Below are 16,412 nucleotides of genomic sequence, written 5' to 3'. Positions count from 1 at the left end.
CTGCGACGTTTGGTCGCTGCGGGTAGGTTAGATGCTCCTGTAAAGTTACATTTTTGCGGGTTCTTTAACTAAATTGAGCGGTTTTTATAGTGAAAGACCCTAACCCTGGCTTTTTATACTGCACGCCCCGCTGCGATCGCTCCACGGCGGGCACTCCAATAACAAGATGAGGTTGTACCCCTATGCCCGTCGGCAACCCACTGCCCCATGGCGAGACCGCTCAAGGCGGCCCGCTCAAACGCGAACTCGGTGAACGACACATTCGCCTGATGGCCCTCGGTGCCTGCATCGGCGTCGGCCTGTTCCTAGGCTCGGCCAAGGCCATTGAAATGGCCGGCCCGGCGATCATGCTGTCGTACATCATCGGCGGCCTGGCGATCCTGGTGATCATGCGCGCCCTCGGCGAGATGGCCGTGCACAACCCCGTCGCCGGCTCGTTCAGCCGTTACGCGCAAGATTATCTCGGTCCGCTGGCGGGCTTTCTCACAGGTTGGAACTACTGGTTCCTGTGGCTGGTGACGTGCGTTGCCGAGATCACCGCCGTGGCGGTGTACATGGGCGTGTGGTTTCCTGACACGCCACGCTGGATCTGGGCCCTGGCCGCCTTGATCAGCATGGGCACGATCAACCTGATCGCCGTGAAGGCGTTCGGTGAATTCGAGTTCTGGTTCGCCCTGATCAAGATCGTCACGATCATCGCCATGGTGATCGGCGGTGTTGGCATCATCGCCTTCGGCTTTGGCAACGACGGCGTGGCGCTGGGCATTTCCAACCTGTGGGCCCACGGCGGCTTCATGCCCAACGGCGTGCAGGGCGTACTGATGTCCCTGCAAATGGTGATGTTCGCCTACCTGGGCGTAGAGATGATCGGCCTCACCGCCGGCGAAGCCCGCAACCCGCAGAAGACGATTCCCAGCGCCATCGGCTCGGTGTTCTGGCGCATCCTGCTGTTCTACGTCGGTGCATTGTTCGTGATCCTGTCGATCTACCCGTGGAATGAAATCGGTACCCAGGGCAGCCCGTTCGTGATGACGTTCGAGCGGTTGGGCATCAAGACCGCGGCGGGCATCATCAACTTTGTGGTGATCACCGCCGCGCTGTCCTCCTGCAACGGCGGCATCTTCAGTACCGGGCGCATGCTCTACAGCCTGGCGCAGAACGGCCAGGCACCGGCCACGTTCGGCACGACTTCCAGCAACGGTGTGCCGCGCAAGGCCTTGCTGTTGTCGATCTTTGCCTTGCTGCTGGGCGTGTTGCTCAACTACCTGGTGCCGGACCAGGTGTTCGTGTGGGTGACCTCCATCGCCACCTTCGGCGCGATCTGGACCTGGCTGATGATCCTGCTGGCCCAGCTCAAGTTCCGCAAAGGCCTGAGCCCGGCCGAGCAGGCAGGGCTCAAGTACCGCATGTGGCTGTACCCGGTCAGTTCGTACCTGGCCCTGGCTTTCCTGGTACTGGTGGTGGGCCTGATGGCGTACTTCCCGGATACCCGCGTGGCGCTGTACGTGGGGCCGGCGTTTCTGGTGTTGCTGACCGTGCTGTTCTACGTGTTCAAGTTGCAGCCGGTCGCCAACGTCCAAGCCGCCCCGCGCTCGGCGTAAGCTTCAGTGCGCCTTTTGTGCCAGTTGCGCCGCTTCGGTCAACTGGCGCACCAGGCGATTGCGCTCGGCAATTTCCAGCTCCACCAGGGATTGGCGTCGGTCCAGGTACGCGTCCGAACGCCGGTCGCTGATCTCCTGGTTCAGCGCATTGAGCTGGTGGCGCACCACATTGTCGATGGTCGAGAAGGGCTCCGGGTAGCTGCGGGCCAGGTACTCGATCCAGAAGTCCTCCATCAATAACGACTCCTGCGCCGCCTGGGTCCGACCGAGTGCCTCCAGGGTTTGCCGGGCCTGGATCACGTCGTCTTCGCTCACCCATTCTTCGACCGCGTAGAGCATCTCTTCACGTCTGATCGGCAGGTCGAACGCATCGCGCAACTTGAGCCGGTAGTAGAGCTTGATCTCGGCATCGTCCGGGTCCACCCCCGCTGCACGCAGGCGCTCGATATGCGCCTCGGCCAACTGGTCCACCCGACGCAGGTAGAACAGGCTCCTGGCCAGGCCCAGCAATTGGCGGTCGGCCTGCTCACTGCCGGCCTGGTTGCGTGCCTGGTGCACCAGGTGCTCAATTTCCATATTGATAAACGCCAGTATGGCGCCGTCGCCGCAGGTGCCGGCCACGTAGGTATTGAGAAATACCCGGTTGCGCAGGTCGGTGGATTGGCCCATGGCGTCGAGCAGGTTCCACACACGGCGGGTGAGTGCTTGCTGGGTGGCCTGGTTGCGCCGATAAGCATACGACTGCGTGAGGTCCCGCAGGACCCGGAAGGTGTCGTCCGGGTTGGCATCTTCATGCTGGCGCAACTGTTGCCACAGGGTTTGACGTTGCGCGTGTTGGGCGCTGGGCACGCCGGTCAGCCATCGGTTGACGTCAATGGCCTGCGCCTGTTGATGCAGGACGCCCGGCAGCGCGCCGCCCAGCACGATGCCGGTTCGGTTGCGGTAGCTGCGTAGCCTGTCGAGCGTGGCATCGCTCAATGGATTGTCATGCAGGATGGTGTTGCGGTTGGTGGGGCCCATGCGCACATCGGAAAACACCGCGTCGGGAATAGTGGTGATGCGGTTTTCCTGAAGCAGCAGGCTACGCAGGCTGCTGCGGCTCTCGGCCCCGATGGGCCACTGGTCGATGTTGGTCTGGCGCAGAGACAGCACCCGCAGGCGGGTCATCCGGCTGACATCGGGCGTCAGGCCCAGGGGGTTGCCATCCAGGAACAGCCCGTCCAGGCGTGTGAGCCCGGCCAGGTGCTGGCGGGACTCAACCGTCAGTGCAATCATGTTGTCGCTCAGATCCAACTGTTGCAGTTGGGTCATCTGGGCGAGTGCGGGGGGAAGTTCACCGAGCAGGCAATCGAGTTTCAGGTGGGTAAGGCCGGTGAACTTGCTGAGGAATGCGTTCCCGATGGTGGGGAGCATGTCACCGTCGATCCTGAGGTATTCAATGTGTTCGAATGCGCGGTTGCTCAGGATGAAGGCCGGGTCGGGCAGGTCGTTGCCGTCGAGGCGCAACACCAGTTGGTGTTTGTCGAAAAGGCCCGATTCATTGTCATAGGCCGAGCGGGTTTCCCGGCGCCAGGCGCGCAATATCCGTTCGGCCAGGCTGCGGCGTAGGCCATAGTTCCAACCCAGCGGGTCGGTCTCGGGGTCGTCGATGGCCTGGGGCGTTTCGATCCAGCGGTTGAGCTCGAACTCCAGGGTCTGGTACTCGGCTTTGCGCCGCTCCAGCTCAATCAGCGCCGCCGGTTCGCTGATGCCCAGGCCGTCAATCAATTCGTTGGCCGCCGCCGTGCTGAAGCTGGGGTAGAGTTCCTTGACCTTGCTGACCAGGTCCACTGGCTGGCGGCCGCTGAAAGGCCAGAGGCTGCGCAGGGAAAACGGGTAGGCCAGGAATGTGCTGTGCACCGGCATCGGCGGTTGCAACCACGGCGGGATATGCGCCAGGCCCAGCAGCGATTTGATTGCCACGCGCTGGCCCAGGGCCAAGTCGGCGATGCGTTCGCGCAGCGGCGCTGTGTCACCGCTGTCGTCCAGGCCCAGGTTGCTGCGTTCGGTGTCGGTCAGCAGCGAGGCCACGCTATTGATCAGGCCACTGCTGTCGCTGGGGTCGTTGAGCAGTTGTCCCTCGCGGCCATAGGCCTGGTAGGTGCCATCGATCTTGACCAGCGTGCGGCGGTCGACAGCGCTGGCATGCCCGCCACTGCCTAGCAACGGGCCGGAGAGGCTGGCTTGGCGTACGTCCACGCGCAGGCTCAGGGGCCAGCCGGGCAAATCCTTGAGCACGTGCAGGATGATTCTGTCACTGTCGGGGTTGGCCAGGGTGTCCAGGAACAGGCCTTCGTACGCCCGGTTAAGGCGCATATCGTCGGCGGTGAGCCGCGCCTGTTCCGCCAGGCGCAGGCCGACCTGGTCCTGCTGTTGCAAGTGCTTGAGTTCCTTGGGCGTGGCTTGTTCAAGTATCGCGGTGATCGCGCTGGTAGGCAGGTGCGGGAAGTGGGCGTGCAGGCGCCGTTCGATCAGTGTCGTGGCATGCTCGCTCTGGGCGTAGAGGATGTCGAACAATTGCGCGCGTTCGCGCCACGCGTGGTCGGCGATGCGTTTGGACAGCTTGAACAGACGCTCCTCCTGGGTGGCGGGCAAGGTACCCAGCAGCGCACGGCTGACGTCATCGTTCAGCGCAATGTTATTCAGCGGTTCCAGACCACGGCTTTCGGCTTCGGTGAGGCGGATGGCCTTGGCTTCGGGTGAGCTTCTGGCCGGATAGCGACGGATTACCTGACCCTGCTCATCCACGATCTGCAGCGCATGGCTGGCGGGCCACGCCGGTAAGCTGGTGACCAGCAGCAATTGCAGGGACGGCCGCGCATTGCGGGTGGCCGAGTAGACGGTCATGGCATTGATGAACTGCAGGATTTCCCGCTCGATGCGAAACCGCTTGCTGGTGTCTTGCAGCAACGGTGGCGGCGGCAGGCCGGCGCTGTGCACTTCGCGCAAGGCCCGCGCTGGGGTGTCGGTGACGCGCATGATCCGCGCAGCGGTGGCCTGGTCGACATGAAAGTTGCTCGCCCCCAGGCGGTAGAACAGACGGTGGTCATCCCATGTCATCGGGTTTTCATTCGACAATCGCCAGGCGCCCCGGCGGTTGTGCTCCAGGCGGGGGGTATCGACCCCGACTTTTTCCGGATGCCTGAGCCGCCATTTGCGCAGGCGTTTGTCGAAAAAAATCGGGTACAGCGAGCCATAGAGCGGCAGCAGTTGCTGGCCGTTCCATTCGTAGATGCCTTCAGCGTCGGGCTTGAGGTCATGGGGCAGCACGACGCGTTGTTCGTATTGGCCCAGGGACTGATCCAGCAGGCTGACCTGGCCTCCAGGGCTGCGCTGGGCGCTCATGAGATCACCGAGGGTTTTGCGCAGGCCCTGGGCATCACTGGCGCTCTTCATCCCCAGTTGCAGGCGTTCACCCGGTTGCATCACCGAGGCGACGGCCAGGTAGAAACTGTCGACCCCGGGTGTCACCGGAATCGGCCCGGCGTTGCGCATGTCGTAGGCCTCGTAGCGGCCCTGGCCGTAGTGCAACAGCTCGACAGTGGTGTCGTCGGGCCCGCTTGAAACGTAGCGATTGGACGGTGTGCCGCGGCTCATGTCGGTGACCACGAAGTGGCGCTCGAAGGTATTGAGCAACAGGCTCGCGGTGAACTCGCGGGCCCATTGGTCGGTGTCGGGGTTGAAGGCGCGGCGATGGTAGAGGCCGTCTATCACGGCGTCGATACGCAGGGCGGTGCGATGGTGTTCAAGGTGTTCCCGCACCGAGGCGGGCAGGCTTGCATCGTGCAGGAATTGCGCTTGCTCGCGGCTGCTCAAGGGCGTGATCAGCAGTAACTGTTGCAGGTTGGCCGAGGTCAGGGGTGGGTAGAGTCGGCGCAGTTTTTTCAGCACGGGGGTCACTTCCACCAAGGGCGGAGCGACCTTGATCGGCAAGAATTGCCGGGCGCTTTCATCGGCGGCCAACTCAGCGCGGGCATAGCCGTCATAGCGCGTCATGGCCTCGAAAAGCGTCATGCGGTGTGCCTGTGCCAGCTGGCTGATTTGCAGGCGCACCCGGGCAATGCGCTGGGCCAGCGTCAGGTGCGGGCTGCCTTCCTTGCCCAAGCGTGAATGGGCTGGTTGTTGGGTGAGGATCAGTTCGAACAGTTGCTCGCGGGTGGGCACGCTGGTCGCGGGGTCCGCCAGCAGGCCGTAGGTGCCATCATCGCGGCGCATCAGGTCGATGGTGTGGGAAAGCCCGTTGTCGTTGGCGGCATAGCTTTCGAGCAGGGTGCCTTGCCGGTCGTGCACGTTGATGCTGACGTCGGCAGGCCAGCCGGGCACCTGGGTCAACAGGCTCAATACGGCAGCGTCGGCGTGGGGCGGCATGTGGCCGCGAAGGTGGAAGTCCTTGATCAACTGCTCGATGATCTGGTCGGCCTGCAGGCGCCTTACGCCTTCGGTGAGGTTGATCGGTGCGGGCTGGCCACTCCATACACTATCGAGGGTTGCGCGGTCGGTGGCGGTGCTGCGCAGCATTGTTTCCATGTCGACCCGGGGTACGGCGGTGGAGCCGTTGGGCAGCATGCGCTCGGCCAGTTGGATGTCCGAGAGGGTATGGGCGTTGTGCAGGTCCAGGGTCCAGGCCTGTTGCGCGGGGTTGAACAGAATCGGTGGGGCAAACTGCCTGTCGTTTTCCTGCTTGAGCACGAAGCGCATCAGCTTGGCGTCGTAACTGACCTCCACCACACGGCGCTGGCCGTTTTGTTGCAGCCAGGCGTACTGCTTGCCGTGGACCGGGAAGACGCCTTGGGGGTTGGCGACCTGGCCGTCGAGCAGGTGCTGGTCGAGAATTGCGTAGGGGCCGATGTCCGGCTTCCAGAGCACATGCGTACCGTCGGCCTTGAGCATTTTTCGCGGGTTGCCCAGCCGGTGCAGCAAACTCTCGATACGCTGGCGATGCACGCGGCCGGCGGTGGTGATCAACAGGCCATTGATGGCCAGGTCGGCGGTGTCGGCCAGGGCCGACGCGAATTCATTGGCTTCCCCCCTCGCGGCTTCGTTGATCCCCACGATCATGCTGTAGGCCAGGCTGCCGAACACTGCCACCTGCATGACCCGGTTCAGGCCCGTTACACCGCCGGGCACGGGGGTGAGCAACAGTTCGAGGACTTCCTGGGCGATGGCGGCCGCGCCGTCGATCAAGGCCTGCAGGTCGCGTTCCGAGCGACGGGTGGCGAGGGTCGACAGGTTGGCTTGATAGCGTTGCACTTCGCGGTATGTGCAGGCCTGTACCAGGGTTTCTTCGCGGCCATGTTTGGGGTCTGGTGTAAAGCGCAGGCTATCGAGGGTGTGCGGTGGGAACAGACAGTGAAACGTGTCGTACAGGAACCCGGCGGTCGGGCTCAGGCCCACGGGGCGTGATGCCTCCTTGAGCAATCGCTTGAACCCGTGCATTTCGGTCATCGGCAGTTGCCGGGCGAACCAGCCCAGGTCGCCCTGGGCGTGGCTGTCCTTGAGCTGTTGCAGGAAGTCATCCGCCGCCTGACGGGTATCGGTGTGGTAGCGCAGGGCACCGCCGGGGCGGAACGGGAAATACGACAGCACCGCGCGACTGCCCACATGAATCACCAGCAGGGGCACCGGGACGGTTTGCCCTGACGGTACGAAGGGGACGGCGGGCAACACGGTGATGCCGGTGCTCATGCCCAGGGTGTCGAATTTCAATGCCGGGCCGCTACCGTCGATGGCGGCGCTCAGGCTGTCATAGTGCTCGCGGGTCACGCCGGTGATGGCGCGATTGCGATAGGCCTCCAGGGCTTCGAAACGCAGGCAGGCCTTGGCGCTGGCCTGCAGCGTGGCGTACAGATCGCCGCCGGGGCCCAGTGCCCGTTGCAGGCGCTGCGCCAACTGGCCGCCGAAGTCCAGCTCACGGGCAATCGTGATGAACTCGCTGACGCTCAGCTTCAGGCCTTCGGCGCCGCTGAGGTAGGACGCGTCGACAAAACTGTGCCCTGATGCCTGACGCTCAGCGGTGGCGAAGTCAAAATTGAGGCAGGCCGCATCCCAGAGCGACAGCGTGGAGACGTGGGCGCGGTATTTCCATTCATCGTAGGCGCGGCGAAAGCGACGCTGGCGTGACAGCGGCTGGCTGGACCTGGGTTCCCACGGCAGCGGTGGTTGCAGCTCTTGCAGGTAGCGGGTGTGCAGGTGGATGGCTTGCGGGTCCAGGCCGCCTAGCCTGCTGCTCAGTTGGGCCAGCCCTTGGGTCTTGAAGGCCTGGATGATCGCGGTGTTTTCGCGGTCCACCGCTTTCAGGGCCTGGTGGGCTTCGCGTTGCAGCCTGACGTAGTCGCGCTGTTGCGCCAGCGTCAGGCTGCCCATCGTTCGCGCCAGGGTTTCGCGGATCAGCTCCAGAGCTTGTTGGCGAGCCCAGGATTCGCTGGATTGCAGGTTGCCCGACAAGCCGTTGAGCAGTTGGTGGGTAGGCATGGGCCATTTCCTTTCACGGGTTGAGTGGAAGGCAAATGGAAGCACCCACCTATGGGTGCCGGGCGCTAGCTATGTAGCGCGACTTTGCGTTGATCCAGGCGCTTGTTGAATTCCAACCACGCGGCCAGCCCCGCCATCAGCAACGCGCCGACGATGGCCGTGGCCAGTTGCACGGCCAGCGCATCGTTGGCCATGGCGTTGACCATGTCCGCCAAGGGCGCCAGCACCACCCCCAGGCAAAACACTTCCAGGGAGTAGCGGCCCATGCGGCAGACCTCGCCCGCCAGGCGGTTTTGCGTCCAGCCTGCGCCGGGCAGCAGCTTGGCCGTGACGTAGGCCAACGCCAGGAAGTGCACCAGGCGCAGCGGCGACAGATCGGTCTTGCTGATGGGGTAGAGCAGGTCACTCAGGCGCGACGGCATCCACGCATCGTGCACCTCGGGCCAGCGCCACGACAGGGTGAGTATCCCCGCGAGCAATACGTAGAGCGCCGCGCTGACGAACAGCGGCTGACGCAACAGTGGGCGCGTCTCGACGGGTCTTGGTCGCTGGCTGTGTATCGCCGCCGCGCCACCGAGCACAAACAACAGTTGCCAGGTGACCGGGTTGAAGTACCACACGCCATCGGCAATCGCCCGCAGGTTCCAGCCCATCCACGGTGCCAGCAGGTAGATCGTCAGCGATACGGCGACCACCACGGAGGGCTTGCGCACCAGCATCGGCAACACCAGCGGCAGGCCGGCCAGCAGCACGATGTACAACGGCAACGGGTCCATCAGATTGGGCTTGAAGCGCAGCAGCAGTTCATCGGTGAGGGCTTGTTGCGGGTGCGTGACGAAGTGCGTCAGGCCCATCTCCGAGACCAGGTCGCGGGTTTCCACATGGCTGTTGGCGAAGAACACGATGCCCATCAACAGGGCCAGCAGGAAGATATGCACCACGTACAGCACCCACGCCCGGCGCAGGATCTTCAGGCAAGCCATCCAGTAGCCGTCGCGCTGCATGATCTTGCCGTAGGCGAGCACGGCGGCAAAACCGGCGAGGAATACAAACACTTCTGCGGCATCGCTGAAGCCGAAGTTGCGCAGGGTGATCTGGCCGAGAGGATTGTGGGGGACGTGATCCCAGAAAATGAAGATCAACGCCAGGCCCCGAAAGAAATCGATGCGCGGGTCGCGTCCGTTAGGCATGGCTACGGGCTCTTGAACAATAGGTTTAATAAGGACAGGTGGACGTGGGCAACGTCATGCGCCGCACGTCGGGCGGGCAGGTTGGCGGTATTTGTAAGCAATTGCAAAGGTCGGGTATTACTGAATGTCTCAATATTGCCGTACGTCGCGGGCTTGAGTACGCCGGTGGCGCCTGTTGATGGGGAGCTTCAAACGCCGCCAGAGGTGATTGGACATAGGGACTGAGCTACAGGTCAATAATCACCAGCGTACCGTGGCTTCCTTCCAGTACCCCATGAGCGACATAGGCGTCCACCAGGTACATCTGGCCTGGCCCGACCTCGACTTCCTCGCCGGTAATCGCCAGTCGCAAGCAGCCATCGATCACCAGCAACCCTTCGTTGTAGTCGTGAGTCTCTTGCTCATACGCCTGCTGATCCATGCGCAAGACCTTGATCCGCGCCGGGCCGACCTGGCCCAGGCGCGTGGATTTCCAAGGGGCGGGCAGTTGTTCCGCGATGGCAGAAAAGTCCAGTAACGGCATGTGAATCTCCTTGTTTCAACGATGCCGTCGGTGGTCCGGTTCAGCAGGGGGCAGGTGTGGGTTTAAAACGCGTCCATCAACAACACTCGGCACGGCTTGGCCTGATACGCATTGATCTGTGGCACCAGCCGGGTGAAGTGTTCGGTCTGGCAATGGATGTCGAGCGCGGCCTGGTCAGGCCATTGCTCGATAAAGACAAAGTGCCCGGGGTCCTTTTGATCGATGAACAGATCGTAGGCGATGCACAGCGGTTCCTGACGGGTTTTTTCCACCAGTTCGGCGTACCACCCACGGACTGTTTCCACGTGTTCGGGTTTGATGAAATCTTCGGCGATGACTTTCAACACAATGTGCGTCCTCAGGCGGCAACCACTTCATGGGGTTCAAAACTGTCCGCCCGCGCCATCTGCCACATGCGCGAATAGAACTCGCCGTTCACTTCGCCAGTGAGCAGTTCGCCGGGCTTGAGGAACACATGCAGTTGCGAGAACAGCTTGATCTCGGTCGCCGACATGCGTCGCACGAGGTGCTTGGCCGACAGTTGCGAGGGGTGATCGAGGCCCGCGGCGGCGAGCATTTCGGCCAGCGCCTTGAGGGTGTTGCGGTGGAAGTTGAACACGCGCTGGGCCTTGTCCGGCACTACCAGTGCGCGTTGGCGCAGCGGGTCTTGCGTGGCGACACCGGTCGGGCATTTGTTGGTGTGGCACGACTGCGACTGGATGCAGCCGATGGCAAACATAAAACCGCGTGCCGAGTTGGCCCAGTCGGCGCCGATGGCCAGGACGCTGGCGATGTCGAACGCGCTGACGATCTTGCCGCTGGCGCCGAGCTTGATCTTGTCGCGCAGGTTCAGGCCCACCAGGGTGTTATGCACAAACAGCAGGCCTTCACGCAGCGGCACGCCGATGTGGTCGGTGAACTCCACCGGCGCGGCGCCGGTGCCGCCTTCCTTGCCGTCGACCACGATAAAGTCCGGGAGGATGCCGGTTTCGAGCATGGCCTTGGCAATGCCCATGAATTCCCACGGGTGGCCCAGGCAGAACTTGAAGCCCACCGGCTTGCCGCCCGACAGTTCACGCAGTTGGGCGATGAACTGCATCAATTCGATAGGCGTGGAAAACGCACTGTGGCGCGACGGCGAGATGCAGTCTTCGCCCATCTGGATGCCGCGGGTCTCGGCGATTTCCTGGGTGACCTTGTGCTTGGGCAGGATGCCGCCGTGGCCGGGTTTGGCACCCTGGCTCATCTTGATTTCGATCATGCGCACTTGCGGGTTCTGCGCCTGCACGGCGAAGCGTTCCGGGTCGAAGCGGCCATCGCTGGTGCGGCAGCCGAAGTAGCCGCTGCCCAGTTCCCAGGTCAGGTCGCCGCCGTTTTCGCGGTGATAGGGGCTGATGCTGCCTTCGCCGGTGTCGTGGGCAAAGTTGCCGAGCTTGGCGCCTTGATTCAACGCGCGGATTGCGTTGGCGCTCAACGAACCAAAACTCATCGCCGAGATATTGAACACCGACGCCGAATACGGCTGCGTGCATTGCGGCCCCCCGACCATCACGCGAAACGCGCTGGGGTCGCTCAGCGGCGCAGGGCGCATGGAGTGGCCGATAAATTCGAAGCCCGACTGGTACACGTCGATCAGGGTGCCGAAGGGTTTGTCAGCGGTTTCGTTCTTGGCGCGCGAGTACACCAGTGAACGCTGGGCCCGGGAGAAGGGCAGGGCGTCGCTGTCGGATTCGAGCAGGTATTGGCGGATTTCCGGGCGGATGGCTTCGACCAGATAACGGATATTGCCCAGGATCGGATAATTGCGGCGCACCGCGTGGGGGCTTTGCAGCAGGTCGAAAATGCCGATCAGGCTGAGGACGCCGGTGACCACGGTGATGGGCCACAGCCATTCATGCTGGATAAACGGGAGGCTGGCGAGGGTGAAAATGACGCACACGGCAAAGAAGGCGTAACGGCTTAGCAAGGACAGGCTCATACGGTTCCCTTGGTTCGGACTCTAAGGTCGATCCGCCATTCTGCGCCCGTAACGAAACCCCAGACAACCTATGGGTTTATTCTGCATAGAAGTGGCAGGCCTATTCTTATTGCAATCGGTTCTCGTTTGGCTGCGTGATTTGCGTTACTGTATAACACTTGAAATGCACCCAGACGCCCCGGAGGCCCCATGAAAGCTGGAATCCACCCCGACTACCGCACTGTACTGTTCCACGACACGGCCGCCGACGTGTTCTTCCTGATCGGCTCCACCGCCGACAGCGACCGTACCCACAAACACAGCGACGGCAACACCTACCCCTACATCCCGCTGGACGTGTCCAGCGCCTCGCACCCGATCTATACCGGCCAGCAGCGTAAAACCCAGGCCGAAGGCCGGATCGCCGGGTTCAACAAGCGTTTTGCGGCGTTTGGGTCGAGTGCGAAACAAGCCCAGGAGTGAGCAATATTCGGCGGCGTGCCCTACGCCGCCGTCTGCCGAATCGGTATCACCACCCGAAATTTCGTCCCCTTACCCGGCTCGCTGCTGACAGAAATATCGCCACCATGTTTCTTGACGATGCCGTACGACAGCGACAAACCCAAGCCCGTGCCTTCGCCCACTGGTTTGGTGGTAAAGAACGGATCGAAGATTTTCTGCACCGTCTCCGGGGCAATCCCACAGCCGTTGTCGGCCACTTCCAGCCAGACGTTTTCGCCTTCCACGCCATTGCTGATAGTGATGGTGCCGCGTTCCGGGCCCATGGCCTGTGCCGCGTTGACCACCAGGTTCATCACCACTTGATTGAGCTGCGAAGCCAGGCATTCGATTTCCGGCAGGGGGGAGTATTGCTTCACCACGTCGGCCTTGTACTTGAGTTCGCTGGCGACGATGTTCAGCGTGGAGTCGATGCCTTGTTGCAGGTTGGCCCACTGCCAGGTCTGGTCGGTGTCCACCCGTGAGAAGTTCTTCAGGTCCTTGACGATCTGTACCACGCGCCCGATACCGTCCTTGGATTCGCGGATCAGGATCGGAATGTCTTCCCGCAGAAAATCCAGTTCCAGGGTCTTGGCCAGTGCCATGAGCCGGTCGCGCTGCTCGCCGGCGGGCAGCAGCGCTTCGGCCTGGCGATAGGCATCCAGCATCTGTTGCAGTTGCTCGAAGTAGCCGTCGAGGGTGCTGAGGTTGGAGGAGATAAACCCCACCGGGTTATTGATTTCATGGGCCACACCCGCCGCCAGTTGGCCCAGGGAGGCGAGTTTTTCCGACTGCACCAACTGGCTTTCCAGGTGTTTGCGTTCTTCGATTTCCACTTGCAGCGCCTGCGTGCGCTGCTCCACCAAGAGCTCCAGGTGCGAGGTTTGCAGGGCGGCGCGGCGGGCCATGTCCCACTTGTTGGAGAGGGTGTTGGCCATCTGCTGCACTTCGATGTTGTCGAAGGGTTTCTTCAGGATCAGTAAGCGATCATGGGCGTGCAGACGTTCCAGCAGTTCTTCCCAGGAGTAGTCGGAGTACGCGGTACACACCACCACTTGCAGGTCGGGGGCGACTTTCCACAGCTCCTCGATGGTCTTGGCGCCGTCCCAGCCCTGGGGCATGCGCATGTCGACAAAGGCCAGGGCGTAGGGGCGTTGCTCGGCCATGGCGGTTGCCAGCAACCCCAGGCCCTCTTCGCCGCCGTACGCCGAGTGCAGCTCGAATGCCTGGGCCTGGGGTTTTTCCGGACCGCCAAACAGGGCGGACTCCATGTCGTCCAGCGCCTGGTTCGACTCGGTGGTGGGCATCAGGATCTTGCGGAAGTCGTCATGAATCGACGGCGTGTCATCGATCAACAGGATGCGCCGGTTGGGCGGTTGGTTCATTCGGGATGTCCGGCCAGGGTTAGGGGAATCGTCAAGGTAAATACCGCGCCCAGGCCAGGCCCGTCGCTGTGGGCGCTGAGCTGGCCTTTCATCTCTACGGCCGCCAGGGCGCAGCTGTGCAGGCCGAAGCCGTGGCCTTCCTTGCGGGTAGTAAAGCCGTGGGTGAAGATCCGCGCCATGTTTTCCGGCGGGATGCCTTCACCGTCGTCCTTCACGCTGATCTGCAGGTTGCCGTCGCCCAGCGGCTGCACGCTGAGGGTCATCTGCCGCGGGCGGTTGGAGAGGTTGCTCATGGCGTATTTGGCGTTGCTGATCAGGTTGACCATGATCAGCAGCAAGCGGTGTTTGTCCGCGAGAATCTCCGGCACCTGGGCAAAGTCCTTGACCACCGTGACGTGGTGCCGGCTCAGGGCACCGGCGTTCATGCGCAGGGCGTCCTCCATCAAGGCGCTGATGTGCACCGGCTCCAGCAGGGCGGATGCGCCGGCATAGGATTGCTGGGTCGAGACGATGTCCTTGATGTGGTCGACGCTTTTGCTCAGTTGCGCCAGTTCTTCGGCCATGCCGTGTTGTTCCTGGGCGATGGCCTCCACCAACTGGTTCAGGTAGCCGGGCAGCAGCTTGCCCTTTTCATCCTGGGTGAGAAAGGTGCCCAGGTCTGCCTGGTGTTCGTTGATCAACTGCATCGCCTTGCCCAGGCCCAGCGCCTTGCTGCTGCGCAGTTTGCGCGTGACCAGGTCGGCGGAGATGTTCACGCTGTTGAGCACGTTGCCGACGTTGTGCAGCACGTTGGTCGCGATCTCGGCCATACCGGCCTGGCGCGCGCTGTCGAGCAGTTCGGTTTGCGCATCCTTGAGCTGCTGGGTGCGCCTTTCCACCCGTTGTTCCAGGGTTTCGTTCGCCGCCTGCAAGGCGCGGTTGACCCGGTTGATCTCGGCAAAGCTGCGCAGCAGGCGCACGGCCAGGTAGAGCAGCAGCACCACCAGCAAGGTCGAGAAGATCAGCAGGTAGCGGTGGTATTGGTGGTCGATGAGGTCGGCGGCTTGCTGGTCCTGATTGAGGTGGGTGGTCAGGTCATCCAGGCGCTCGGCCACGGGCACGTTAGCGATCCGTTCGAGCAGGTTGTTGACCACAGGTTGCTCGCGCAGGATCAGCGAGATGTGATTGCTGAGAATTTCGACCGGTGCCTGGAACTCCGTGGGCAGGCGTTCCTTGTTGACCTCCAGTTTGCCCAGGCCCACCAGAATATCGGCGGCCCGATCATCGCTGGTGACCTGGGCGAACTCCAGGCTGCTGAGCAACAGGTCATAGGTGTCGGTTGCCACGCTTTGCAGTTGCAGGCGGTCTTGATCGTCATAGCGATTGAACTGGGCCTGGATGTCATCTTCGGCAGTCGGCAAAAACGCCAGGGAATTACGCAGCACTGCGTTGTGCGACTTGAACTGGTCCACCAGCCGGGCTTTTTCCTGGATCGCGGCCTGGTACGCCGCTTTGGTGGCTTGCCAGCGCGGCAGGTCTTGGGGGCTGTGGTAGGTGTCGCGATCGTTCAGGTTGGCCCACAAGCGGGTCATGTCGGTGAGCGGCGTGACCAGCGGGTCGTAGTTGTGGGTGATGGCGATCCGTGCCTTGAGCACTTCGCTGTCCCATTGCGCGTTGAGTTGCTGGAGCTGGCGGATCAGGTCGCGTGACTCGGTGTAGCTGGCGGTCTGGTCGCGGGTCGACTTGAGGTACAGAAACACCAGCGTCGAGGCCAGGAGCAGGGTGACCAGGGTCAACAGCACTTGGCTGGTACGGCGCGAAGACAGAGTCATAGAGGTTTGCCCGCCCAGTCGCCGGTAAGGGTCTTGAGAAACTGGACAATCAGGTCCTTGTCTTCCTGGGTCGGGTTACGCCCCAACTGGTACTTGAACATCACGTCCACCGCGTTCTCCAGGGTCTTGGCCGAAGCGTCGTGGAAGTACGGCGCGGTGATCGCGACGTTGCGCAGGCTCGGCACCTTGAACACGTGCCGGTCTTCTTCGTCCTTGGTCAGCAGGTAGCGTCCCAGGTCCGCTTCGACCGGGTTGCCGCGCGCCTTGAAGTAGTCGCCCATCACGCCGAATTTCTGGAACATGTTGCCGCCGATGTTCACGCCCTGGTGGCAGGCGATGCAACCGTAATCCTTGAAGCGCTGGTAGCCGTATTTTTCCTGCAGGGTCAGGATTTCGGTGTTGCCCAGCAGGTACTGGTCAAAGCGCGAGTTGGGCGTGAGCAGCGTGCGTTCGTAGGTGGCCAGGGCGTTTTGCACATTGGCGGCGGTGACGCCATCGGGGTACGCCTGGCTGAAGGCTTTTTGGTAGAGGGGCAGGTCGGTGAGGTTCTGCACCACTGTCTTCCAGTCGCTGCCCATTTCCACCGGGCTGATGACCACCTGTTCGACCTGCGCTTCCAGCGTGTCTACCCGGCCATTCCAGAACTGCTTGAAGTTCAGGCTGGCGTTGAACACGGACGGGGTATTGATCTGCACCGGCTTGCCATCAAAGCCCAGGGAGAAGGGTTTGTCGTCGCCCCCGCCGATTTCCAGGCGGTGGCAGCTGGCGCAGGACAGCGTGTTGTTGACCGACAAGCGCGTTTCGTTGAACAGCCGACGACCCAGCTCGACTTTGGCCGGGTCCAGCGCCGGCACCGCAGGCAACGGCTTGAGCGCTTCGTCCAGCGGCGCGGCCGCCAGCGGCAGGCTCACCCACAGCAGGAGCATGAGACGGTAGG

Annotated in this window: 10 protein-coding genes; 2 read left to right on the top strand and 8 right to left on the bottom strand. The window is 62.4% G+C overall.

Going from position 1 to position 16,412, the window contains the following annotated elements; translation table 11 throughout:
- The first annotated feature begins 182 nt into the window (after positions 1–182).
- Positions 183–1,601: an amino acid permease gene (locus LIY36_RS13800; RefSeq protein WP_226455972.1), complete on the top strand. Its 1,419-nt coding sequence runs from the start codon at positions 183–185 to the stop codon at positions 1,599–1,601.
- Between the two features lie 3 nt (positions 1,602–1,604).
- Here the strand turns inward: LIY36_RS13800 and LIY36_RS13795 are convergent, their stop codons facing one another.
- The 5 genes from LIY36_RS13795 to LIY36_RS13775 all read right to left on the bottom strand — a co-directional run bounded on the left by LIY36_RS13795 (position 1,605) and on the right by LIY36_RS13775 (position 11,802).
- Positions 1,605–8,111, bottom strand: a complete 6,507-nt coding sequence (locus LIY36_RS13795; RefSeq protein WP_226455971.1) for an NEL-type E3 ubiquitin ligase domain-containing protein — start codon at positions 8,109–8,111, stop codon at positions 1,605–1,607.
- A gap of 65 nt (positions 8,112–8,176) precedes the next feature.
- Positions 8,177–9,301, bottom strand: coding sequence for an OpgC family protein (locus LIY36_RS13790; RefSeq protein ID WP_226455970.1), 1,125 nt, complete (start codon positions 9,299–9,301; stop codon positions 8,177–8,179).
- 226 nt (positions 9,302–9,527) lie between these two features.
- Positions 9,528–9,824, bottom strand: a complete 297-nt coding sequence (locus LIY36_RS13785) for a cupin domain-containing protein (RefSeq protein WP_226455969.1) — start codon at positions 9,822–9,824, stop codon at positions 9,528–9,530.
- A gap of 62 nt (positions 9,825–9,886) precedes the next feature.
- Positions 9,887–10,171: a putative quinol monooxygenase gene (locus LIY36_RS13780; RefSeq protein WP_192297362.1), complete on the bottom strand. Its 285-nt coding sequence runs from the start codon at positions 10,169–10,171 to the stop codon at positions 9,887–9,889.
- A gap of 11 nt (positions 10,172–10,182) precedes the next feature.
- A complete protein-coding gene (locus LIY36_RS13775; protein ID WP_226455968.1) occupies positions 10,183–11,802 on the bottom strand; it encodes an FMN-binding glutamate synthase family protein in 1,620 nt (539 codons plus the stop codon).
- A gap of 189 nt (positions 11,803–11,991) precedes the next feature.
- Here LIY36_RS13775 and LIY36_RS13770 point away from each other — a divergent pair, with 189 nt between their 5' ends.
- Positions 11,992–12,264 carry a type B 50S ribosomal protein L31 gene (locus LIY36_RS13770; protein ID WP_226455967.1) on the top strand — a complete coding sequence of 91 codons (273 nt, stop codon included), beginning with the start codon at positions 11,992–11,994 and terminating at the stop codon, positions 12,262–12,264.
- A gap of 20 nt (positions 12,265–12,284) precedes the next feature.
- Here the strand turns inward: LIY36_RS13770 and LIY36_RS13765 are convergent, their stop codons facing one another.
- Genes LIY36_RS13765 through LIY36_RS13755 form a run of 3 tightly spaced genes read right to left on the bottom strand, consistent with a single transcriptional unit; the run spans position 12,285 to position 16,401 of the window.
- Entirely contained in the window at positions 12,285–13,664 is a 1,380-nt protein-coding gene (locus LIY36_RS13765) for an ATP-binding protein (RefSeq protein ID WP_226455966.1), read from the bottom strand.
- Positions 13,661–15,475: a DAHL domain-containing protein gene (locus LIY36_RS13760; protein WP_226455965.1), complete on the bottom strand. Its 1,815-nt coding sequence runs from the start codon at positions 15,473–15,475 to the stop codon at positions 13,661–13,663. Before LIY36_RS13760 ends, LIY36_RS13765 begins: the two co-directional genes overlap by 4 nt.
- Entirely contained in the window at positions 15,472–16,401 is a 930-nt protein-coding gene (locus LIY36_RS13755; RefSeq protein ID WP_225595308.1) for a cytochrome-c peroxidase, read from the bottom strand. The genes LIY36_RS13760 and LIY36_RS13755 overlap by 4 nt, the downstream gene beginning before the upstream one ends.
- Between the last annotated feature and the right edge of the window lie 11 nt (positions 16,402–16,412).

The organism is Pseudomonas sp. AF03-9, from assembly GCF_020515815.1.
GTDB lineage: Bacteria > Pseudomonadota > Gammaproteobacteria > Pseudomonadales > Pseudomonadaceae > Aquipseudomonas.
The sequence above is the reverse complement of the archived record's forward strand: the minus strand, read 5'-3'. Positions and strand labels throughout refer to the sequence as shown.